Here is a 21560-nt window from a genome sequence, read left to right as displayed (position 1 = left end):
ATTGAAATGAACTCGTTCTATGTATTTAGCGGCAAAAAGATTAAACGGTACCTGATTGTCCTCGTTGCTGCCATCTTTGCGATCGGTATTATTTATCTGGAGAGTGGCAATGTCTCCGTATTCTCGGAGGAAGCACCATCAGCCGTCTACAGCGTTCCAACCGAGAAGAAGGTAATTGCACTTACCTTTGACATTAGCTGGGGAGATAAACGGACAGAGCCGATTCTGAAAGTTCTTCAGGAGAATAAAGTGCAGAAGGCAACCTTTTTCCTTTCCTCCCCCTGGAGCAAGACACACCCCGAAATTGTTACTGCCATCAAAGAGGCAGGATATGAAATTGGCAGCCATGGTCACAGACATGAAAACTACAGCAGCCTGACCGAAGAAGAAATACGCAAAGAAATTTCGACAGCTCATAGCATTTTAACCGATTTAACGGGAAAAGAACCGAAATTAATACGTCTGCCCAACGGGGACTTTGACAAGCGTGTGCTTCAGGTAGCCAATAGTCTGAATTATCAGGTTGTGCAGTGGGATACCGACTCCTTGGATTGGAAAAACCCGGGTGTACAGACGATTGTTGATCGCGTAGTAAGCAAGGCACATCCAGGGGACATCGTACTGCTGCATGCAAGCGATTCTTCTAAACAAACGCATGAGGCACTCCCTGTCATTATCGACAAATTAAAAAACCAGGGCTATGAATTCGTAACCGTGTCTGAGTTGCTTAACCATTCCAGTGTAGAAGGTAAGGAAGTTCGTGATCAAGCCAGCGGTCAATAATTGGTAGATTGCTTGGGCTACAGCTCAAATACGAGTGTAAAAGTTGAAAAGAGCTAACCAGGTTAGCTCTTTTTGGTATGTTTTTTTATGCAAAATGAATTCTATGCTCGGCTTTCTTTCAACTGTTCTGCCTTTCCACTTACACTCCGGTTCGTAGATACATCCACCAGCCTGTGCAATATCAGCATTTGGTATGCATTACATAAGAGCAAGGGAACCACAATAAATATGGTTGCAGCATTCACATCAATACGTAATACGCCGATCGTCTCCACTATGGTGACCGCAATCATGAAAAAGAGTGTGGGTACAAGCGCGGAGATATGAGTTAGCTTTACTTTAACGTAAGCGGTAACAATTGCAGCTGCCAAAATAATGATACCTAACACAATATCCGATATGCGCTCCCGGTCTCCCCCAACAAACAGACGTAAAAACATCACGTCAAGCAGGGCTAACACCGTTAGTACAATCTGCACGATCTGCCAACCGCGCTTTGGAAATACACCTTTACCCATATAATTCAATATCAGATATGCAAAGAAACCCATTTGTGAATACACGCTGATCATAACCCCTGATCCAAATAGGATCAAAAGATACAGAAGAAAATCATTCAATCCATTTGTTTTCTCCCCGTTCACCAGCATCATAATCAATCCTGTACCCAATGCTCCCGCGGCCCCAATAAGCAAGGCTGTCCAAAACAGGAAAAACCATCTACGTAAATTCAAAAGTTTTCCACCCCCGAGTGTTTATTTTACCAACCTTCTCAGCAAAAAACCATCATTGCTCAACATATTTCCCCCTTTCCCATCACATACTACATCCAGTATCTAATCAAGGAGGGATTGTACACATGAAACGGCCTTTGTGGCAGCTATGCTGTGTCGTACTGGGGCTATCCGTCATGCTTGCCGGCTGCGGTTCAGATCAGAGTTCTTCGCCTCCTCAGGGCAGTTATAAAGAGATGAAAACAATGGTTGTAGATATTTTGAAAAGTGACGAAGGCAAGAAAGCGGTGGAGGAAGCTCTTACAGGTCAAAGCTCATCCAGCGGAAGCAGCGGTTCTGAAGAAGGCGGCGGTTCGGGTGGCGCTTCGGGATCCATTGGTATGAAAATGTTAATGCCTGTGCAATCTTCGGAACAAATACGTATTGCAGTAAAAGATACCATTACAGCTCCCGAATACAAAAAGGAATTCGAAAAGATCATGACCGATCCGCAGTTTGCGGGTGAATTTGCCAAAGTGATCAACGCACAAAGTAAACAACTTCATATGCAATTGATTAAAGATCCCACATATCAAAAGTCTGTTGAAGACATCATGAAGTCACCTGAGGTATCCAAGATGTTCATGGATATGACGAAGACTCCGGATTATCGTAAACAAACGATGACTGTCATGCAAGAAGTGATGCAAAACCCGTTGTTCCGCATGGAAGTACTCACTTTGCTCAAGAAGGTAGTACAGGACGAATTGCAACCGAAAGTGGAAAGTGGCGGAAAACAAGGGGAAGAGCAAGGCGGACAGCAAGACGGTCAGGGCGAAGGTGGTAGTGATGGCGGAGATGGTGGAAGTGGAGATTCTGGCGGCGGTGGAGGTTCATAAACAGTAGATGTTGGTATATTACAGAAACTGAAAAGCCTGCATCCGAATGGACGCAGGCTTTATTTGTATTTATAACACTCATACCATTAGAATTTGGATTCAATGGAGCGGGCAACTTCATCGTAGATAGCCCCTATACGGGAATCTGCTTTGTAAACCGAAGGTGAGAAATCAGGCTCGGAAGGATGATTATCCGGCGTGCCTAATGGAATCTGGGCAAGCAAGCTTGTATGCAGACTTTCCGCAAGTCTTCCCCCGCCTCCACGACCAAAGACATAATCCTTCTCTCCGCAACTGCCACATTCATAGTAAGCCATATTCTCAACCACACCAAGTAACTCATGATCGGTCTGAATGGCCATCGCACCCGCACGTGCTGCGACAAAAGCTGCTGTTGCATGCGGAGTGGTAACGATGATTTCCTTGCTCTGTGGCAACATCTGATGCACATCCAAAGCAACATCTCCCGTACCTGGCGGCAAATCCAGTAATATATAATCCAATTCGCCCCACTGGACATCCGTAAAGAATTGACGCAGCATCCGACCTAGCATGGGTCCACGCCAGATTACCGGATTATTCTCCCGAATAAAGAAGCCCATCGACATGACTTTGACGCCAAAACGTTCAACCGGTTGAATAACGCCATCTTCAACGACCGGATATTCTTCAATCCCCATCATGTCGGGTACACTGAAACCATAGATATCCGCATCAATCAAGCCCACTTTCTTGCCTTGACGTGCCAATGCTGCAGCGAGATTAACGGTTACCGTTGATTTACCAACGCCACCTTTACCACTGGCCACAGCAATAAAACGAACACCCGACTCTGGACTTAACAACTCATGTCCATCTAAACCCGCTGCGTGACCTTTTACGAGCACTTCGTCCCGATCTGGCTCATCATCGGGTTGTCCCATATTCAGGCTCTCACGATCATGCTCAGAAGCTGCACGCACACGAATATGTACATCCTTCAGTCCGTGCTGGGACAACAGATTACGCGCTGCATCACTCAAGGCTGTTGTATCCTCAGGTCGATTTTCCAGTGTCACTATGGTCAGAGCCACATGATTTTCTTTCACCATAATATCTCGAACCCATTCCAGTTCGGTCAGACTTACTCCCAATTGCGGTTCTTGTAATGGCTGTAATAGTTCAAGTATCTGTTCTTTTGATAACATCAGACAGCACCTCAGCTTTATCTATTGGCATGTAATTAGGTATGCTGATCCAATTATATCATTACCTTTCTTGTTCTGACTAACTTTTAGGCCGTTCTCCTGAAGAATATCTGAGAATTCCATTATAGATTGAAGCAGCTACCTTGCGCTGATAAGCTTCGTCGGCAAGCATACGTGCCTCTTCCGGATGAGAAAGGAAACCCACTTCTACCAGCGCTGAAGGGATCTTCAGAGCCTGTAACAGATAAACCGTATTCACCGTTTTGGCGATTCGATCTGTATTCTCCAGATTACGAACCATCTCTTGTTGAAGCAGATTAGCCAAACCTTCGTTATCCGGATGGTTAGTTGTATAGAAAACCTGAGCTCCACTCCATCGGTTGGAAGGGACACTGTTCATGTGAATGCTAATAAAGAGATCTGCTTGCTTATCCTCTATCCGCCGTACTCTTTGTTTCAGATCTTCTGTCTTGCGTTTGGAGTACCCCTTGGTGTCCGATTCCGCCAAATCAGTGTCTATTTCTCGTGTCATCACCACTAAGGCCCCTGCCTGTTGCAAATAATCTCTCACATACAGGGCGATAGACAGATTGATATCTTTTTCAATAACCCCCTGTTTACTTACCGCTCCTCCATCTGGACCTCCGTGTCCTGCATCAATGGCAATGACTTTACCCGCCATCGGCAAACTCCAATAACCTGAAGTCTTAGCGGACGGCAGTTCATAGGACATTACCGCCACTAACATGGCCAGCAGACAGAGACTCAGCATGACCCTTTTGATTGTTTTTAGCCTAACCCAGACTACAAAGTGTTTCCCCATATTTTTACGCATAAAAAAACCACCTCGTCCCTATAAATGACTCTAATCATCTATATGGGACAAGATGGACAAATATACCGCTAGGACCGGACTTGCTCCGCCATTCCTTCAATCAGCACCTCAGCTACCTCAGGACGTGTAAATTCAGGTGGAGGGCACTGGCCTTCACGGAGCAACCCGCGTACTTTGGTGCCGGAAAGCGCCATATGATGTTCTTTATCATGTGGGCAAGTTTTGCTGGATGCCATGTTTCCACATTTGGTACAGAAGAAACTATGTTCGAAGAACAACGGAGTGATCCCCAGTTCCTCTGCTGTAAAGTTAGTAAAGATCTCCTGTGCTTCATATGTTCCATAATAATCACCAACACCCGCATGGTCACGACCAACAATAAAGTGGGTACACCCGTAATTTTTGCGAACCATCGCATGAAAAATAGCTTCACGTGGACCGGCATACCGCATGGCTGCGGGGAACACACCAAGAAACGCACGATCAGCCGGGTAATAGTTCTCCAGTAATACCAAATAACTCTTCATCCGAACATCTGCGGGAACATCGTCCGACTTCGTCTCTCCAACAAGCGGATTCAGGAAGAGTGCGTCTACAATCTCCATAGCGCTCTTCTGAATGTATTCATGAGCCCGATGGACCGGATTACGTGTTTGAAAACCAACTACGGTCTTCCAACCCTTCTCCTGAAAGATTTTCCGGGTATCGGCAGGATCATAATAGAATTCTTCGAATTTCGAAGGTTTTGGACGGTTCAACACTTGGATTGGACCTCCTACGTATGTTGCAGGACGCTCCAACAGTTTTTTAACACCCGGATGCTCGGGATCATCTGTTTTGAATACACGCCGGGCTTCTTCACCCTGATCCACCTGGTATATACTTTGGACTTCGAGCAATCCATATGTGACTCCATCTTGATCACCAACAAGTTTCACACGTTCACCAATCTGGAGGGATGCGGCTTGTTTATCATCAACAGCAAGTGTAATCGGTATACTCCAGACTGTTCCATCAGCAAGACGCATGCGAGACACCACCGAAAGGTAATCTTCCTCATTCAAGAAACCTTGAAGTGGTGAGAAAGCACCTACACCAATCAGATCCAAATCTGATATCGTCCAGGTATTAATAAGCAAAGAGGATAAGTTTTTACTGTCTTGCAACAACTGCTCCCGTTCTTCTCCTTGTACGATACGCTGAACCAGCGTACCTCCATGAGGCAGAATCGATGTCATCTTGTCAGCTCCTTGTATATCTATTATTTATGAAGACCACATTCCGTTTTATCATTACCAGACCAGCGTCCAGCACGAGGGTCCTCACCAGGCATAACCTGACGTGTGCAATGCTCACAACCAATACTTGGGTAGTTCTGATCATGAAGAGGGTTATATACAACGTTATTGTCACGAATATATTGCCATACATCCTCAGTCGTCCAGTGCGCAATCGGATTAAACTTCATCAGGCCAAATTTGGAATCATATTCAACCTTCTTTGAGTTTGCACGAGTTGGTGCTTGATCTCTACGGATACCTGTAATCCATGCATCATACTGAGAAAGAATACGTGTTAACGGTTCGACTTTGCGAATGTTACAGCACCCATTGGGATCAGACTTCCACAACTCTTCACCGTGTTGAGCTGCCTGCTCTTCCGGAGTAATCTTAGGTGACACGCGTACAAATTCAAGGTTGTAGTTCTCCTGCATCTTATCACGTGTTTCGTATGTTTCTTTAAAGTGAAAATCTGTATCCAGATAAAAAATATCTGTGGATGGGCTAATCTTCTGCAACATATCTACAAGTACAACATCTTCTGCACCAAAGCTACATGCAAAAGTGATATTTGGGAATGTTTCAATAGCGTAACGAATAATATCCTCCGGACTAGCATGTTCCAGTTCCTCTGCCTTCGTCCGTGCCAATTCTTCTTTCTCCAACAAGTTCATCTGTGAATTTCCCCCATTCTGCATTTCAATACTCCCTAAAGCCGACTAATCAAATATGAATTATGTTTAGTATAAATCTTTCATTGGGGATGTCAATGCCTGCCATATGGTAAAATAAATCAGTTTTTGACCATTTTTAATCGTCGCTCTCACACAATATTTTCGTTCAATTTATCCATTTCTCTGTTAACGAGATAAAAACAATGCTATTGGCTCAGGTCATTAAGCAGGTATAAGTACATCTCTTGGCCTGTGAAACCTTTGCTGCTGCTGGGTTTGGATAGTTCATGTCGCAAAGAGCAACATCAAAAATTCACTGGGCGATTGAAGATGAAGGACGAAAAGCAGAAGTTTTAAGGGGAGTCGCGTTGCGACATTTAACGGTTGATATGTAAGGGACTTTTATCGTTTCCATAAGAAATACTGATAAGGTTTGCACTAAAGAATTAGTGCAAAAACAATAAGCCGAGGCATTCGAGAAATCAGGAGTGAGTTCTAACAGATGATTTTATAAGGAGTTGTTATAAAATTTGTGGTGAGCGATGGGTAAGAGCATAAGAACAAATCCAATGAGCTAAAACGATTGGAGAGGTTCAGTAAGATGAGATGTATTAACGTACATATTATAGGACTGTACTGAGGGACATTATGAGGGCTTAAAAAAGGCAGTAATAGTCATGAATATATAAAAAAGCCTTTGACCGAGGCCAAAGGCTTTTAATATTAACGTTTGGAGAACTGAGGTGCGCGACGAGCCGCTTTAAGACCGTATTTTTTACGCTCTTTCATACGTGGGTCACGAGTCAGGAATCCTGCTTTTTTAAGGGATGCACGGTATTCCGGATCTGCTTTGAGCAGAGCGCGGGAGATACCATGACGGATTGCGCCGGCTTGACCAGAGATTCCGCCACCATGAGCAATAACAAGAACGTCATAGTTGTTGAGCGTTTCTGTCAAGTTCAGTGGTTGTTTTACGATCAGTTTGAGTGTTTCCAAACCGAAGTATTCATTAATATCACGTTTATTGATGACAATGCGTCCTTCACCCGGTACAAGGCGAACACGTGCTACCGAATGTTTACGACGACCTGTCCCATAGTATTGTACTTGTGCCATGAAACTGTCCTCCTTTTAATTAACCGCGAAGTTCGTAAACTTCTGGTTTTTGTGCTGCATGTGGATGCTCAGTGCCTCTGTACGCTTTAAGTCTCAACTTCATTTTCTCGCCCATGCGAGTTTTAGGAAGCATACCGCGAACAGCCAATTCCAACATACGCTCAGGTTTGTTTTTAACCATCTCTTCAGCTGTAGTTACTTTCAAACCACCTGGGTGCATGGAGTGACGGTAGTATTTTTTACCTTGCATTTTCTTACCAGTCAATACGATTTTCTCAGCATTGATGATAACAACGAAATCGCCAGTGTCCACATGTGGAGTGAATTGTGGCTTGTGTTTGCCGCGAATCAAAGCTGCTGCTTCGCTCGCCAAACGTCCGAGGGTTTTGCCTTCAGCATCAATGATGTGCCATTGGCGCTCAACTTCGTTAGGCTTCGCCATGTACGTAGTACGCATGAAAAGTTCCTCCTTAAAATGTTCAAAATCATCATTTTCATTTATCTTCGTTCGTTAAATTATAACTTTAGGTGTTGATGGATTGTAAATTTGATGTGAACCTCTTAATTGGGGCTGTGGGAAAGCCATTAAGAAAACACAACTTTTATATTACATGATAGGCGGTTAAATCGCAAGTGTTAATTAAGCTTTTCACTCACCAAATTCAATCTTTTTTGTATTCAAGATCCCAGAGCATTAAACCGCAGCTAACTGCAGTAGGTCCTGCAGCAGATCGATTACATGCAGCAATCATATTTGGTACATCAGAGGCTTTCCGTTTGCCCTCTCCGATCTCCAGCAGTGTCCCTACAATGATACGAACCATATGCTGCAAAAAGCCGTTACCACTCACATAAATGTGAATGACACCCTGATCGCGCGGATGGTCTCTGCACATTGATCGGTCCACTTCCATCCATGCTTCGTATACCGAACGGACATGATTCTCTTTCTGAGACTTGCGTGAAGCAAAAGAGGTAAAATCATACGTCCCTATGAAATGTCGTAAGCCCTCCTGCATTGCCATAATATCAAGCTTCGCATGATGATGATACTGCAGTCTTCTGTTGAATACATCCGGAAATTGATTCGCATTGACTGTATAACGATACGTTTTCTTTTTCGCTGCATAGCGAGAATGAAAATCAGCCGAAACTTCAATCGCATCAATAACGACAATATCGGATGGCAGTCTGGAGTTGAGCGCAATACACCAACGTTCAATCGGGATCTGGGACTCCGTAGGAAAATTGAAGATCTGTCTGCGAGCGTGAACACCTGCATCTGTTCGGCCTGAACCTGTAATTTTAACCTTCTCACCGGTTAAAGCACGAATCGCATCTTCAAGATAATCCTGAATGGTATTCCCACCCGGCTGTACTTGGAAGCCGTAATAGGCAGTGCCATCATAAGTTAACGTCATACATAAGTTCCGCATTAATACCACACCTTTGTTCCATACTATACATATCCCTATCCCGAACAGCAAAAGAAGCCCCTTACGGAGCTTCTATTACAGCACGAATTCCGAAATGAAGAGAAAAAAAGGGTTAATCCAGAATCGTTGATTCTGTCCCCTTTCCTCATCTCATCTGTTTTACGCGCGGTCTACCAGTTCCAAGTAAACCATTGGCGCTGCGTCACCACGACGAGGTCCCAGTTTCAAGATACGAGTGTATCCACCTGGACGCTCAGCGTAACGACCGGACAATTCGCTAAACAGTTTTTGGATTGCATCTTGCTCACCATCGATAGTTTCGCGGCGAACATAAGCTGCCACTTGGCGACGGGCATGAAGATCTCCCTTTTTCGCTTTAGTGATCAGTTTTTCAGCAATAGAGCGAACCTCTTTTGCTTTCGCTTCAGTTGTCTGAATGCGTTCGTATAAGAACAGGTCGGTTACCAGGTCACGGAACAAAGCTTTACGTGCGCTGGAATTACGGCCCAACTTTTGGTATGCCATTGTTTTCCCTCCTTCACTTCAAGCACTCGGCTGTCTATTCTTCTGTACGGAGTCCCAAACCAAGTTCCTCAAGCTTCTCTTGAACTTCTTCCAAAGACTTGCGTCCGAGGTTACGGACTTTCATCATGTCTTCTTCCGTTTTCGTAGTCAGCTCTTGCACGGTATTAATACCGGCACGTTTGAGGCAGTTGTAGGAACGAACAGAGAGATCCAGCTCTTCGATCGTCATTTCGAGTACTTTTTCTTTTTTGTCTTCTTCTTTTTCGACCATGATTTCTGCATCTTTCGCTTCGTCTGTAAGACCCACGAAGAGCATCAAATGCTCAGTCAAAATTTTAGCGCCGAGGCTTACAGCCTCTTCAGGACGAATACTTCCATCAGTCCAAACTTCCAACGTGAGCTTGTCATAGTTGGTCACTTGACCGACACGCGTATTTTCCACAGCGTAGTTAACGCGACTGATCGGGGTGAAGATGGAATCGACTGGGATGACGCCGATCGGCTGGTCATCGCGTTTATTCCGATCTGCCTGGACGTAGCCGCGACCGCGATTGGCAAAAATACGCATGTGAAGTCTCGAACCTGGTCCGAGCGTAGCAATGTGCAAATCCGGGTTAAGGATTTCCACATCGGAGTCAGCACGGATATCTCCAGCCGTAATTGCTCCTTCGCCTTCAGCATCAATCTCGAGCACTTTCTCCTCATCCGAATGAATCTTAAGCGACAAAGCTTTCAGGTTAAGAATAACCTCCGTTACATCTTCCATTACGCCAGGAACTGTAGCAAATTCATGCAGAACGCCATCGATTTGAACCGAAGACACTGCCGCACCCGGCAGTGACGAGAGCAAGATTCGGCGAAGCGAGTTTCCAAGCGTCGTACCGTATCCGCGCTCAAGCGGTTCTACTACGAATTTCCCATAGGTGCCATCATCGTTGACGTCTACCGTCTCAATTTTCGGCTTTTCGATTTCAATCACTGCAATACCCCTCCTTCAAAACGTCGGTCCTCTATGAAACATTTACCTTCTCTTGCGAAAACATGTAGTAGTATGCCTAAACAACCATTATTAGCAGATTGTGCCGGAAATATACCACACGCAGGGGCAAATCTCATTAGACACGACGACGTTTTGGAGGACGGCATCCGTTATGCGGGACTGGAGTTACGTCTTTGATCAGGTTAACTTCAAGACCAGCAGCTTGCAAAGAGCGGATCGCTGCTTCACGGCCTGCGCCTGGTCCTTTAACCATAACCTCAACGGCTTTCATCCCATGTTCCATTGCAGCTTTGGCAGCAGTCTCAGCAGCCATTTGTGCAGCAAACGGAGTCGATTTACGGGAACCTCTGAATCCGAGGCCGCCGGAGCTTGCCCACGAAATTGCATTTCCGTGAGGATCCGTAATAGTAACGATAGTGTTATTGAAAGTGGAACGGATATGCGCCACGCCAGATTCAATATTCTTACGGTCACGACGTTTAGTACGTACGACTTTTTTCGGTTTAGCCATTTTCTCTTATCCCCCCTTATTATTTCTTCTTGTTCGCTACTGTACGACGAGGACCTTTACGAGTACGAGCATTCGTTTTCGTACGTTGTCCACGAACAGGCAGACCACGACGATGACGAACTCCACGGTAACAACCGATCTCCGTCAAACGTTTAATATTCAAAGAGATTTCTCGACGCAGGTCACCTTCTACTTTGACCTCTTTATCGATACTTTCACGCAATTTGCTGACTTCATCTTCCGTCAAATCACGAACACGAGTGTCCGGATTGATGCCTGTTGTGCTCAGAATTTTCTGGGAAGTCGTTTTACCGATTCCGAAAATATAAGTCAAGGCGATCTCAACGCGCTTATCACGTGGCAAATCCACACCAGCTATACGTGCCATTTTACGCTACACCCCCTTCTTTAACCTTGTTTTTGTTTGTGTTTCGGATTTTCACAGATAACCATAACATTCCCTTTGCGGCGAATGACTTTGCATTTTTCGCAAATCGGCTTGACCGAAGGTCTTACCTTCATGTGAATTACCTCCTCAAAGTTTTGCTAAGCAAAACCCTCTTCGTAAGCATTGACCTTGTTCTACTATTGTAAAACCGGCTTCGAAGCTTTCGCAAGTTTTGCCGGGCAAAACCCGCTACATAAGCTTCACAGTTCATTGCAACTGTCTACTACTATTTACGGTAAGTTATGCGACCTTTTGTTAAATCATAAGGCGACAACTGAACAACTACTTTGTCTCCAGTCAGGATACGGATAAAGTGCATCCGCAGTTTTCCGGAAACGTGAGCGAGAATTTGATGACCGTTCTCAAGCTCAACCTTGAATGTTGCATTCGGTAGCGGTTCGAGAACCGTACCTTCCACTTCAATGACATCTTCCTTAGCCATTAGTCAGTCTCCTTTCTCTTCAGCTTGAATGTTGGTGGATTCCAGAAATGAATGAACCGCGTAACGGAGCTTTCCATTTGTCACCCGACCACTCTCGTTTAAACTGTTCACAACCTCGCTGCTAATCATGGGCTGGAGTTCAAGATGAAGAAGATTCTTCTTCTTTGGTTGATCAAACTTACGTTTGTCTCCATCCGCAATATATACGAACTTACTGTCCGCTATAGCAACAATTACTGCGGCTTGGTCCGCATTGCGGCCTTTACGGATCTTCACAAGTTGACCGAGCTGCGGATTAGACTGACTGTTCATGCCTCATCACCTACGCATTCAGTTTCGTGAAAATTTCCATACCATCTGGTGTAACTGCTACGGTGTGTTCAAAGTGGGCACATAACTTGCCATCAACCGTGACGACAGTCCAGTTATCTTCCAACGTTTTCACATACCGTCTACCTACGTTAACCATCGGCTCTATGGCCAGCACCATGCCCGCTTTAAGCCGTGGCCCCCGATCGGGAAGACCATAGTTCGGAATCTGTGGTTCTTCGTGCAGATCTGCTCCTATGCCGTGACCGACATATTCACGAACTACGGAGAACCCTTCATCTTCAATATATTTCTGAATCGCATGAGATATTGTAAACAAGCGAACGTCCGGTTTTACCAGCGCCAGACCTGCGTATAACGAAGCCTCGGTAACGTCCAGAAGACGACGGGCTTCTTCGGAAATACGGCCGACCGGATAAGTCCAGGCGGAATCTCCATGATACCCCTGGTACTGCGCGCCAATGTCAAACGTAACGATATCGCCCTCGTTCAACTTGCGTTTGCCGGGAAATCCATGTACCAACTCTTCATTGACTGAAGCGCACACACTGGCAGGGAAACCGTTATAACCTTTGAAAGACGGCACAGCTCCTTGACTGCGGATATATTGATCGGCCATATGGTCAAGTTCTCCAGTCGTAATACCGGGAGCGATATGCTCTGCCAAGAGACGATGCGTTTCCGCAACAATTCTCCCTGCTTCCCTCATCAAGCCCAGTTCCGTTTCGGACTTACCAATGATCATCAATTAACCTCTCAGTAAGGACACGATTTCTTGAGAAACTTGATCGATATCCTGTTCTCCGTTCATTTGACGAAGAAGACCTTTAGTCTCATAGAACGTGAGGAGTGGTGCTGTTTTGTTGATATACTCGTCCAGTCGTGTACCTACACTCTCTTCATTATCATCAGAGCGTTGATACAACTCACCAGCGCATTTATCACAAATACCTTCCTGCTTAGGCGGATTGAATACCACATGATAAGTGGAACCACAGTTTTTACAAATTCGACGCCCCGTCAAACGAGCCAGCAATTTGTTGCGATCCACTTTCAGGTTGATTACATGATCGAGACCTGAGTTCAATCGATCCAGAATGCCATCGAGCGCTTCTGCTTGCGAAAGGGTTCTTGGAAATCCGTCCAAGAGGAAACCTTCTCTGCAGTCAGGCTGCTGCAAACGTTCTTCAACGATGCCAATGGTTACATCATCTGGTACAAGCAATCCTTGATCCATATATTCCTTGGCTTTCATGCCAATGGGAGTTCCCTGTTTGATCGCGAGACGAAATGCATCGCCTGTTGAAATATGGGGAATACCGAACTCTTTCACGATGACGTCTGCTTGCGTTCCTTTTCCTGCCCCCGGAGGGCCCATGAATAGGATGTTCACGTTATGTCACTCCCTCCAAGACTACCCTACATCAACAAACAGCACAATAGGTGCCGGCAAGTAAATCTTCACTCAACCGGTACCTATTGCCTATTTATTGATAAAACCTTTGTAGTGGCGTTTGATCAATTGGCTTTCGATTTGCTTCATCGTATCCAGCGCAACACCGATAACGATCAGGAGGGATGTTCCTCCAATTTGCGCAGATTGAGGCAAACCAGAAAGTGCCCCTAAGAATACAGGCAGAACGGAAATGACTGCCAAGAAGATGGCTCCGGCCATTGTCAAACGAGTCATGACACGGGTCAGATATTTCTCGGTTGCTTTACCCGGGCGAATGCCTGGGATGTAACCGCCGTTCTTTTTCATATTATCAGCCATCTGCTGTGGATTCATCTGTACGAAAGTATAGAAGAATGTGAAACCGAAGATCATCACGACATACAGCAGCATACCCAGAGGTTTGTGTGTAGTCAGGTTCTGTCCGATCCACTGTGCCCAGAGGCGATCTGCCCAGAAGTTGGCGATGATCGTTGGGAACATCAACAGCGATGATGCAAAGATGACAGGGATAACACCTGCTGCATTAATTTTCAGCGGGATATGTGTATTCTGTCCACCGTACATTTTGTTACCTACGACACGTTTAGCGTACTGTACCGGAATTTTCCGAATCGCCTGCTGAATGTAAATGACCCCTATGATGATCAACACAATAACAATTGCGATGATAACACCTTTAAGAATATTCATAAACAGTTGGTCAGGTTGAATGAAGTCAGATTCGATCGTTTGTTTGATAATGTTAGGCACCGTAGATAGGATACCCGCAAAGATCAAGATCGAAATCCCGTTTCCTATGCCCTTCTCGGTGATCTGCTCACCAAGCCACATCAGGAATGAAGTACCAGCCGTAAGTACAATCGCGATCAAGATATAATCTGCAAATGTAGCGTTAGGCACCATCTCTGTATTGTACAAGCGGTTGAATCCGATCGACGTACCAAACGCTTGAATCAATGCCAGCCCGATGGTTAAATAACGGGTCAACTGTGCAGATTTCTTCTTACCTTGTTCACCTTGCTTTGCCCACTCCGCTAATTTAGGAATAACGTCCATGGAAAGCAACTGTACTATGATAGACGCAGTGATGTAAGGCACGATCCCGAGCGCAAATATCGAGAACTGGAAGAGCGCTCCACCCGAGAACGTATTGAGAAGTCCAAAAACTTCTTTACCCGCAGAATTTGTCGCTTCGAACACATCTTTGTTAACTCCCGGCACGGGGACAAAGGAGCCGATGCGGTAAATGATCAGTACAAAAAGGGTAAATAATACCCTTTTGCGCAGATCTTCAACCCGCCAGATATTCTTTAGGGTCTTGAACATTAAATCACCTCAGTTGTACCGCCGGCAGCTTCAATTTTCTCAATAGCAGATTGAGAAAACTTGTTAGCTTTAACAGTCAGCTTCACAGTGACATCACCGTTACCCAGGATTTTGATTCCGGATTTAGCGTTTTTAACTACGCCATTCGTCATCAAGAATTCTGGAGTTACTTCAGTACCCGCAGCAAAACTGTTCAGGTCTTCAGTATTCACAACTGCATATTCTTTGCGAGTTGGGTTTACAAAACCACGTTTTGGCAAGCGACGATACAATGGATTTTGTCCACCTTCGAAGCCTGGACGAACTCCACCGCCAGAACGAGAATTTTGTCCTTTGTGACCGCGACCTGATGTTTTACCTGTACCACTACTTGGACCGCGACCAAGACGTTTACGTTCTTTGCGGGATCCAGGAGATGGTGAAAGCTCATGTAACTTCATCGTTCGTTGCACCTCCTTAAAGATTTGTGGGATTAACCCGTTATTAAGCTTCTACTTCTTTAACAGCAACCAAGTGGCTTACTTTGTTAATCATACCACGAATGGCAGGATTATCGTTTTGTACCACTTTGCTATTGATTTTGCGCAAACCCAATGTTTTCACAGTTGTTCTTTGCGTCTCCGGACGTCCGATCAAGCTGCGGACGAGGGTAATTTCTAATTTAGCCATGAGAATTCCCTCCTTAACCCAGAAGCTCTTCGACGGATTTTCCGCGCAGTTTAGCCACGTCTTCAGCACGCTTCAAACGGGACAAACCTTCCAAAGTCGCATTGACCATGTTCATGGAATTCGAAGAACCCAGAGATTTTGTCAAAATGTCACCTACACCAGCAAGTTCGAGAACCGCACGTACAGGACCACCAGCGATAACACCAGTACCTTCAGATGCTGGTTTCAACAGCACGCGTCCTGCGCCGAACTTACCTGTTACCAAGTGAGGAATCGATGTTCCTACGAGTGGAACGTGTACAAGGTTTTTCTTAGCGTCTTCAATACCTTTGCGAATTGCATCAGGTACTTCGCCCGCTTTACCGATACCAGCTCCAACCCAGCCGTTGCCGTCGCCGACTACAACCAGTGCGCTAAAGCTGAAACGGCGTCCGCCTTTTACTACTTTAGCTACGCGATTAATATTTACAACTCTTTCAGTCAGTTCCAAAGTATTCGGATCTACACGCAAGTCGTTAACCTCCTTTTGAAAAATATCTTAAAACTCAAGTCCTGCTTCACGAGCCGCTTCAGCCAATGCTGCGATACGACCATGGTACAGATAACCGCTACGATCAAATACGATGTTGGAAACACCTTTATCTTTAGCACGTTTAGCAACGAGTTCGCCAACTTTACGAGCTGATTCAACGGATGCACCATTTTTGATGTCAGTGCTCAATTCTTTGTCTACAGTAGACGCAGAAGCGATTGTTACACCAGCAACATCATCGATGATTTGAGCATACATATGTTTACCAGAACGGAATACGTTCAAACGAGGACGTGCTGCCGTTCCTTGGATTTTCTTACGAACACGAAGGTGTCTTTTCAGACGAGCCTTATTTTTATCTGGTTTCGTAATCATCTCAAAGATTCACTCCTTTCAGGTTACCTCGCTGGCTTCAAAGCAGAAGCCACGGGGTATATTAGAAACACACGAAGCAAGCAAGCCGAAAGCCGCGCAAAGGCGGTAAGAGAAATCTTATTTCTTCTTACCGGCTTTACCTTCCTTACGGATGATACGCTCGCCTTCATATTTAATACCTTTACCTTTGTACGGCTCAGGTTCACGTACGGAACGGATTTTAGCAGCGTAAGCACCTACACGCTCTTTGTCAATTCCGCGAACGATGATTTTTGTATTCGAAGGTACTTCGAATTCAATTCCCGCTTCCGGTGTAATTTCAACCGGGTGAGAGTAACCAACGTTTAGAACGATTTTATCTCCGGATTTGCTTGCACGATATCCGACCCCAACCAATTCCAGAGATTTCGCGAATCCTTCAGTAACGCCGCTCACCATATTGTTTACAACGCTACGCGTTGTGCCGTGCAAAGAACGGTGAGTTTTGTTATCGGAAGGACGCACAACTGTGATTTCGTTATTTTCAACTGTAACCTTCATGTCTTTATGAAGCTCACGAGTCAAAGTTCCTTTTGGTCCTTTTACCGTAATAACGGTGTTGTCCAGGGTGATGTCTACACCACTTGGTACTGTGATTGGTTTGCGACCAATACGAGACATATGTTGCACCTCCTATCTTGTGACGTTATATTACCAAACGTAGCAAACGACTTCTCCGCCGGATTTCGATTGACGAGCTTCTTTGTCCGTCATGATACCTTTAGATGTCGAGATGATCGCGATTCCCAGGCCACCAAGTACACGAGGTACTTCGTTGCTTTTCGTGTAAACACGAAGACCAGGTTTACTGATTCTTTTCAGACCAGTGATAACGCGCTCGTTATTTTGACCGTATTTCAGGAAAACACGGATAATCCCTTGTTTGTTATCATCGATAACTTCAGCGTCACGGATGAAACCTTCACGCTTCAGGATATCGGCGATTTGTTTTTTCATTGTCGAAGCAGGCATTTCTACCGTTTCGTGACGAACAGTGTTCGCGTTACGAATACGAGTAAGCATATCTGCAATTGGATCAGACATAGTCATTGTGAGTTAACCTCCTTCCCGTTCAGGACTTTTTACCAGCTTGCTTTTTTCACGCCAGGGATCTGGCCTTTATAAGCTAATTCACGGAAACAAATTCTGCAAATTTTGAACTTTTGCAGGACCGAATGTGGACGTCCGCAACGCTCACAGCGTGTATATGCACGTACTTTAAACTTAGGTGTACGTTGTTGTTTAACTTTCATCGAAGTTTTTGCCACTTAGCCTGACACCTCCTAAATAATTTCGGAGAAAAGGGAGTCTTTCCAGACACCCGGAAACGTTATGCCAACATTACTTAACGAAAGGCATTCCCATTTGCGTGAGCAATTCGCGGGACTCTTCGTCTGTTTTCGCCGTTGTTACGATGACAATATCCATACCGCGGACTTTATCAACTTTATCATACTCGATCTCTGGGAAGATCAGTTGTTCTTTCAGACCCAGTGTGTAGTTACCACGTCCGTCGAAAGCTTTGCTCGATACACCGCGGAAGTCGCGGACACGAGGAAGCGTAACGTTGAACAGTTTATCGAGGAAGAAGTACATACGCTCGCCGCGCAATGTTACTTTAACACCGATAGGCATATTCTCACGCAGTTTGAATCCTGCGATAGATTTTTTAGCACGAGTGATTACAGGTTTTTGACCTGCGATCAGTTGTAAATCGCTTACTGCGGAATCCAACACTTTGGAGTTTTGGACAGCGTCGCCCACACCCATGTTGATAACGATTTTCTCGATTTTCGGCACTTGCATTACCGTTGTATAGTTAAACTTCTGCATCAAAGCAGGAGCGATTTCTTGCAGGTAACGTTCTTTCATTCTTGATGCCATGAATCATAGCCCTCCTTTCTCATTCGGTTCAATTAGTCGATAATTTCTCCGGAACGTTTAGCAACGCGCACTTTCTTTCCGTTATCCAAAACTTTGTAACCTACACGGGTTACTTTTCCGCTCTTCGGATCGATGTGCATTACGTTGGAAACGTGAATCGGAGCTTCCTTCTCGATAATGCCGCCTTGCGGATTTTGCTGGTTAGGCTTCTGGTGTTTTTTCACCATGTTAACACCTTCCACAAGGACGCGGTTCTCACGAGGATAAGCAGCGATGACACGGCCTTTTTTACCTTTGTCTTTACCGCTGATCACCATAACCGTATCTTCCTTCTTAACGTGAAGTTTGTTGTTATGGGATTCCAGAACTTTTTTCACTCTTGGCATTTCGTACACCTCCTGTTTCTAACATCACGAGATTAAGCTTTAGATAACTTCTGGAGCCAAGGAAACGATTTTCATGAAGTCTTTATCGCGAAGTTCGCGAGCAACTGGTCCGAAAATACGTGTTCCACGTGGGCTTCTGTCGTCTTTTACAACAACCGCTGCATTTTCATCAAAACCGATGTAGGAACCGTCTTTACGACGTACAGAACGTTTCGTACGAACGACAACCGCTCTAACTACATCACCTTTTTTGACAACGCCGCCTGGTGTTGCTTGTTTAACAGAACAAACGATCAGATCACCGATTTGAGCTGTACGACGTCCCGTACCGCCGAGTACGCGGATACACATCAGTTCCTTCGCACCGGAGTTGTCAGCCACAGTCAAACGTGTAAATGGTTGAATCATTTAGTATTCCTCCTTTCAGCAGTGCTGCTGAGCATTAGATGATAACCGCTTTTTCTACGATTTCAGTAAGTCTCCAGCGTTTATCTTTCGAAAGCGGACGAGTCTCCATGATTTTCACCGTGTCACCGATTTTCGCAGTGTTTTCTTCGTCATGTGCTTTGAATTTTTTAGTAACCTTAATGCGTTTATGGTACAAGTTGTGTTTTTTGTAAGTTTCTACAGCAACAACAATTGTTTTGTCCATTTTATCGCTGACCACTTTACCAGTTTGCACTTTACGTGCGTTACGTTCTTCGCTCATTGTTGGCCTCCTTCCTGATTACGGACGGATTGTCCATCCTATCCCTAATTAACCGATTCCCAATTCTCTCTCACGGATAATGGTTTTAGCACGAGCTATTTCTTTCCGCACATCACGGATGCGAGTCGGGTTATCCAGCTGACCGGTAGCTAATTGAAAGCGGAGGTTAAAGAGTTCTTCTTTAAATCCGGCAATCTTTTGCTCGATTTCAGCAGAGGTTAGGTTGCGAAATTCACTAGCTTTCATTTGCTTCACCACCCAATTCTTCACGTTTCACGAACTTCGTTTTGATTGGCAGTTTGTGAGCGGCAAGACGCATTGCTTCGCGTGCAATTTCCTCCGGTACACCAGCAAGTTCAAACATGATCTTACCTGGTTTCACTACTGCAACCCATTTTTCTACGTTACCTTTACCGCTACCCATCCGAACCTCGAGAGGCTTTTGAGTGATTGGTTTGTCTGGGAAAATTTTGATCCAAACTTTACCACCACGTTTGATGTAACGAGTCATCGCAATACGAGCCGCTTCGATCTGACGGTTCGTAATCCAAGCCGGTTCCGTAGCTTGCAGACCGTATTCGCCAAAGTTCAGAGTCGTTCCGCCTTTAGCTTGGCCTTTCATATGTCCACGTTGTTGCTTACGGTGTTTTACACGTTTTGGTACCAACATGATTAGTTGCCTCCTTCCTTAGCAGCTTGTTTCTTAGCCGTAGGAAGAACCTCTCCACGATAGATCCATACTTTTACGCCGATACGTCCGTAAGTAGTATGAGCCTCTGCTGTACCATAGTCAATGTCAGCACGCAGTGTGTGCAGTGGAACAGTTCCTTCGCTGTAGCCTTCAGAACGTGCGATCTCAGCACCGCCAAGACGTCCGCCTACTTGAGTTTTGATACCTTTAGCACCGGAGCGCATAGTTCTTTGAATTGCTTGTTTCAGAGCACGACGGAAAGAAACACGACGTTCCAATTGTTGTGCAATGCTTTCAGCTACAAGAACAGCGTCCAAGTCTTGGTTCTTAATTTCAGAAATGTTGATGTGTACTTTTTTACCGCCAGCAATTTTCGTAATTTGGTTACGAAGATTTTCAACTTCCGAACCACCCTTACCAATAACCATACCTGGTTTAGCAGTGTGAATCGTTACGTTTACGCGGTTAGCCGCTCTCTCAATTTCTACACGAGATAAAGCGGAGTCTTTCAATTTATTTTTCAGGAATTCACGAATTCTCACGTCTTCCATCAAAAGATCACCGAAGTCTTTGCCTGCATACCACTTAGATTCCCAGTCACGGATAATTCCGACACGGAGTCCGACTGGATTTACCTTTTGGCCCACACATTTCCCCTCCTTCTACTTCTCAGATACCACCAAAGTAATGTGGCTAGTACGTTTGTTAATACGACTTGCACGTCCCATTGCACGAGGGCGGAAACGTTTCATTGTCGGTCCTTGGTTCACGTAAGCTTGCGAGATAACCAAGTTGTTAACATCCAAAGAATAGTTATGTTCCGCATTCGCAATAGCGGAGTTAAGCAACTTCTCAACGATTGGAGAAGCGGATTTCGGAGTGTGACGGAGAATGGCAACCGCCTCACCTACTTGCTTGCCGCGAATCAAGTCAACAACGAGTTGAACTTTACGAGGAGCAATCCGGATAAACTTAGCATGTGCTTTTGCTTCCATTGTGTAACCTCCTCTCAAACATTAAAGATGTTCATTTATCTTCTTGTTTTCTTATCATCATCAGTATGGCCTTTGTACGTACGGGTTGGAGCGAACTCACCCAGTTTGTGTCCGACCATGTCCTCAGTTACATACACTGGCACGTGTTTACGACCATCGTAAACGCCAAATGTGTGTCCGATGAATTGTGGGAAAATTGTAGAACGACGGGACCAGGTTTTGATTACGTTCTTCTTACCTGAAGCTTCCATCTCTTCTACCTTTTTGAGCATGTAGCCATCAATAAATGGCCCTTTTTTCAAACTGCGACCCATGTGGA

The 21560-nt window shown here is 45.1% G+C and carries 36 protein-coding genes; 2 read left to right on the top strand and 34 right to left on the bottom strand.

The annotated features are described in order from the left end of the window. Positions 1-6: 6 nt before the first annotated feature. A complete protein-coding gene (gene pdaB / locus QF049_RS27085) occupies positions 7-783 on the top strand; it encodes a polysaccharide deacetylase family sporulation protein PdaB (protein WP_124118831.1) in 777 nt (258 codons plus the stop codon). 101 nt (positions 784-884) lie between these two features. Here pdaB and QF049_RS27080 read toward each other — a convergent pair whose 3' ends face one another. Then, entirely contained in the window at positions 885-1517 is a 633-nt protein-coding gene (locus QF049_RS27080) for a KinB-signaling pathway activation protein (RefSeq protein ID WP_047841115.1), read from the bottom strand. Between the two features lie 125 nt (positions 1518-1642). Between QF049_RS27080 and gerD the strand changes: the two genes are divergently transcribed. Beyond that, positions 1643-2395 carry a spore germination lipoprotein GerD gene (gene gerD / locus QF049_RS27075; protein WP_124118833.1) on the top strand — a complete coding sequence of 251 codons (753 nt, stop codon included), beginning with the start codon at positions 1643-1645 and terminating at the stop codon, positions 2393-2395. Positions 2396-2481: 86 nt separating this feature from the next. Here gerD and QF049_RS27070 read toward each other — a convergent pair whose 3' ends face one another. The 33 genes from QF049_RS27070 to rpsS form a co-directional block, all read right to left on the bottom strand. Beyond that, complete coding sequence (locus QF049_RS27070; protein ID WP_272907843.1) at positions 2482-3582, bottom strand: Mrp/NBP35 family ATP-binding protein; 1101 nt, start codon at positions 3580-3582, stop codon at positions 2482-2484. Between the two features lie 79 nt (positions 3583-3661). After that, the gene (gene cwlD, locus QF049_RS27065; protein WP_105602464.1) at positions 3662-4417 is read right to left on the bottom strand and encodes an N-acetylmuramoyl-L-alanine amidase CwlD; all 756 of its coding nucleotides are present in this window, start codon (positions 4415-4417) and stop codon (positions 3662-3664) included. Positions 4418-4485: 68 nt separating this feature from the next. Then, positions 4486-5655, bottom strand: coding sequence for a sulfate adenylyltransferase (sat, locus tag QF049_RS27060; RefSeq protein ID WP_307541928.1), 1170 nt, complete (start codon positions 5653-5655; stop codon positions 4486-4488). 23 nt (positions 5656-5678) lie between these two features. Beyond that, a complete protein-coding gene (locus tag QF049_RS27055) occupies positions 5679-6371 on the bottom strand; it encodes a phosphoadenylyl-sulfate reductase (protein ID WP_124118836.1) in 693 nt (230 codons plus the stop codon). Positions 6372-7094: 723 nt separating this feature from the next. Beyond that, on the bottom strand, positions 7095-7487 hold the full coding sequence (gene rpsI, locus QF049_RS27050; protein WP_017692105.1) for a 30S ribosomal protein S9: 393 nt from the start codon (positions 7485-7487) through the stop codon (positions 7095-7097). 19 nt (positions 7488-7506) lie between these two features. Further along, positions 7507-7944 carry a 50S ribosomal protein L13 gene (gene rplM, locus QF049_RS27045; protein ID WP_024633564.1) on the bottom strand — a complete coding sequence of 146 codons (438 nt, stop codon included), beginning with the start codon at positions 7942-7944 and terminating at the stop codon, positions 7507-7509. A 205-nt stretch (positions 7945-8149) separates the two neighbouring features. Beyond that, positions 8150-8923 (bottom strand): tRNA pseudouridine(38-40) synthase TruA, encoded by a 774-nt coding sequence (truA, locus tag QF049_RS27040; RefSeq protein WP_307541926.1) that lies wholly within the window; start codon positions 8921-8923, stop codon positions 8150-8152. A 159-nt stretch (positions 8924-9082) separates the two neighbouring features. Beyond that, a complete protein-coding gene (rplQ, locus tag QF049_RS27035) occupies positions 9083-9448 on the bottom strand; it encodes a 50S ribosomal protein L17 (protein WP_017692102.1) in 366 nt (121 codons plus the stop codon). 34 nt (positions 9449-9482) lie between these two features. Continuing rightward, entirely contained in the window at positions 9483-10427 is a 945-nt protein-coding gene (locus QF049_RS27030; protein ID WP_017692101.1) for a DNA-directed RNA polymerase subunit alpha, read from the bottom strand. 136 nt (positions 10428-10563) lie between these two features. Beyond that, on the bottom strand, positions 10564-10959 hold the full coding sequence (gene rpsK, locus QF049_RS27025; RefSeq protein ID WP_017692100.1) for a 30S ribosomal protein S11: 396 nt from the start codon (positions 10957-10959) through the stop codon (positions 10564-10566). Between the two features lie 19 nt (positions 10960-10978). Next, complete coding sequence (gene rpsM, locus QF049_RS27020) at positions 10979-11347, bottom strand: 30S ribosomal protein S13 (protein ID WP_062329455.1); 369 nt, start codon at positions 11345-11347, stop codon at positions 10979-10981. A gap of 20 nt (positions 11348-11367) precedes the next feature. Next, positions 11368-11481: a 50S ribosomal protein L36 gene (rpmJ, locus tag QF049_RS27015; protein WP_003333770.1), complete on the bottom strand. Its 114-nt coding sequence runs from the start codon at positions 11479-11481 to the stop codon at positions 11368-11370. A gap of 152 nt (positions 11482-11633) precedes the next feature. Next, the gene (infA, locus tag QF049_RS27010) at positions 11634-11849 is read right to left on the bottom strand and encodes a translation initiation factor IF-1 (protein ID WP_017692098.1); all 216 of its coding nucleotides are present in this window, start codon (positions 11847-11849) and stop codon (positions 11634-11636) included. Positions 11850-11852: 3 nt separating this feature from the next. After that, entirely contained in the window at positions 11853-12161 is a 309-nt protein-coding gene (locus QF049_RS27005) for a KOW domain-containing RNA-binding protein (RefSeq protein ID WP_091039171.1), read from the bottom strand. A gap of 10 nt (positions 12162-12171) precedes the next feature. Beyond that, positions 12172-12924, bottom strand: coding sequence for a type I methionyl aminopeptidase (gene map / locus QF049_RS27000; protein WP_036607191.1), 753 nt, complete (start codon positions 12922-12924; stop codon positions 12172-12174). A gap of 3 nt (positions 12925-12927) precedes the next feature. Beyond that, the gene (locus QF049_RS26995; RefSeq protein ID WP_036607188.1) at positions 12928-13572 is read right to left on the bottom strand and encodes an adenylate kinase; all 645 of its coding nucleotides are present in this window, start codon (positions 13570-13572) and stop codon (positions 12928-12930) included. 90 nt (positions 13573-13662) lie between these two features. Further along, a complete protein-coding gene (gene secY / locus QF049_RS26990) occupies positions 13663-14961 on the bottom strand; it encodes a preprotein translocase subunit SecY (protein WP_047841120.1) in 1299 nt (432 codons plus the stop codon). After that, on the bottom strand, positions 14961-15401 hold the full coding sequence (gene rplO, locus QF049_RS26985) for a 50S ribosomal protein L15 (protein WP_017692093.1): 441 nt from the start codon (positions 15399-15401) through the stop codon (positions 14961-14963). Before rplO ends, secY begins: the two co-directional genes overlap by 1 nt. A gap of 43 nt (positions 15402-15444) precedes the next feature. Then, positions 15445-15630, bottom strand: coding sequence for a 50S ribosomal protein L30 (gene rpmD, locus QF049_RS26980; protein WP_017692092.1), 186 nt, complete (start codon positions 15628-15630; stop codon positions 15445-15447). A 13-nt stretch (positions 15631-15643) separates the two neighbouring features. Further along, positions 15644-16141, bottom strand: a complete 498-nt coding sequence (gene rpsE / locus QF049_RS26975; protein ID WP_017692091.1) for a 30S ribosomal protein S5 — start codon at positions 16139-16141, stop codon at positions 15644-15646. 27 nt (positions 16142-16168) lie between these two features. Beyond that, positions 16169-16537, bottom strand: coding sequence for a 50S ribosomal protein L18 (gene rplR, locus QF049_RS26970; RefSeq protein ID WP_017692090.1), 369 nt, complete (start codon positions 16535-16537; stop codon positions 16169-16171). A gap of 117 nt (positions 16538-16654) precedes the next feature. Beyond that, complete coding sequence (gene rplF / locus QF049_RS26965) at positions 16655-17197, bottom strand: 50S ribosomal protein L6 (RefSeq protein WP_017692089.1); 543 nt, start codon at positions 17195-17197, stop codon at positions 16655-16657. Positions 17198-17227: 30 nt separating this feature from the next. Further along, positions 17228-17626 carry a 30S ribosomal protein S8 gene (rpsH, locus tag QF049_RS26960; RefSeq protein WP_017692088.1) on the bottom strand — a complete coding sequence of 133 codons (399 nt, stop codon included), beginning with the start codon at positions 17624-17626 and terminating at the stop codon, positions 17228-17230. Between the two features lie 32 nt (positions 17627-17658). After that, positions 17659-17844 (bottom strand): type Z 30S ribosomal protein S14, encoded by a 186-nt coding sequence (locus tag QF049_RS26955; RefSeq protein WP_013312154.1) that lies wholly within the window; start codon positions 17842-17844, stop codon positions 17659-17661. 73 nt (positions 17845-17917) lie between these two features. Further along, on the bottom strand, positions 17918-18460 hold the full coding sequence (rplE, locus tag QF049_RS26950; protein ID WP_062836185.1) for a 50S ribosomal protein L5: 543 nt from the start codon (positions 18458-18460) through the stop codon (positions 17918-17920). Positions 18461-18492: 32 nt separating this feature from the next. Then, positions 18493-18846 carry a 50S ribosomal protein L24 gene (gene rplX / locus QF049_RS26945; protein ID WP_017692086.1) on the bottom strand — a complete coding sequence of 118 codons (354 nt, stop codon included), beginning with the start codon at positions 18844-18846 and terminating at the stop codon, positions 18493-18495. Between the two features lie 39 nt (positions 18847-18885). Next, positions 18886-19254: a 50S ribosomal protein L14 gene (gene rplN, locus QF049_RS26940; protein ID WP_017692085.1), complete on the bottom strand. Its 369-nt coding sequence runs from the start codon at positions 19252-19254 to the stop codon at positions 18886-18888. Between the two features lie 34 nt (positions 19255-19288). After that, entirely contained in the window at positions 19289-19555 is a 267-nt protein-coding gene (gene rpsQ / locus QF049_RS26935) for a 30S ribosomal protein S17 (RefSeq protein WP_017692084.1), read from the bottom strand. 48 nt (positions 19556-19603) lie between these two features. Further along, the gene (gene rpmC / locus QF049_RS26930) at positions 19604-19801 is read right to left on the bottom strand and encodes a 50S ribosomal protein L29 (protein WP_017692083.1); all 198 of its coding nucleotides are present in this window, start codon (positions 19799-19801) and stop codon (positions 19604-19606) included. Further along, positions 19791-20225, bottom strand: a complete 435-nt coding sequence (rplP, locus tag QF049_RS26925; RefSeq protein WP_017692082.1) for a 50S ribosomal protein L16 — start codon at positions 20223-20225, stop codon at positions 19791-19793. The genes rpmC and rplP overlap by 11 nt, the downstream gene beginning before the upstream one ends. Positions 20226-20227: 2 nt before the next feature. After that, complete coding sequence (gene rpsC / locus QF049_RS26920) at positions 20228-20893, bottom strand: 30S ribosomal protein S3 (protein WP_076216858.1); 666 nt, start codon at positions 20891-20893, stop codon at positions 20228-20230. Between the two features lie 15 nt (positions 20894-20908). Further along, on the bottom strand, positions 20909-21241 hold the full coding sequence (gene rplV, locus QF049_RS26915) for a 50S ribosomal protein L22 (protein WP_024633583.1): 333 nt from the start codon (positions 21239-21241) through the stop codon (positions 20909-20911). Positions 21242-21276: 35 nt separating this feature from the next. Further along, positions 21277-21555 carry a 30S ribosomal protein S19 gene (gene rpsS, locus QF049_RS26910; protein ID WP_062836183.1) on the bottom strand — a complete coding sequence of 93 codons (279 nt, stop codon included), beginning with the start codon at positions 21553-21555 and terminating at the stop codon, positions 21277-21279. Between the last annotated feature and the right edge of the window lie 5 nt (positions 21556-21560).

The sequence above is a fragment of the Paenibacillus sp. W4I10 genome (genome assembly GCF_030816325.1).
GTDB classification, from domain to species: domain Bacteria; phylum Bacillota; class Bacilli; order Paenibacillales; family Paenibacillaceae; genus Paenibacillus; species Paenibacillus amylolyticus_B.
The sequence above is the reverse complement of the archived record's forward strand: the minus strand, read 5'-3'. Positions and strand labels throughout refer to the sequence as shown.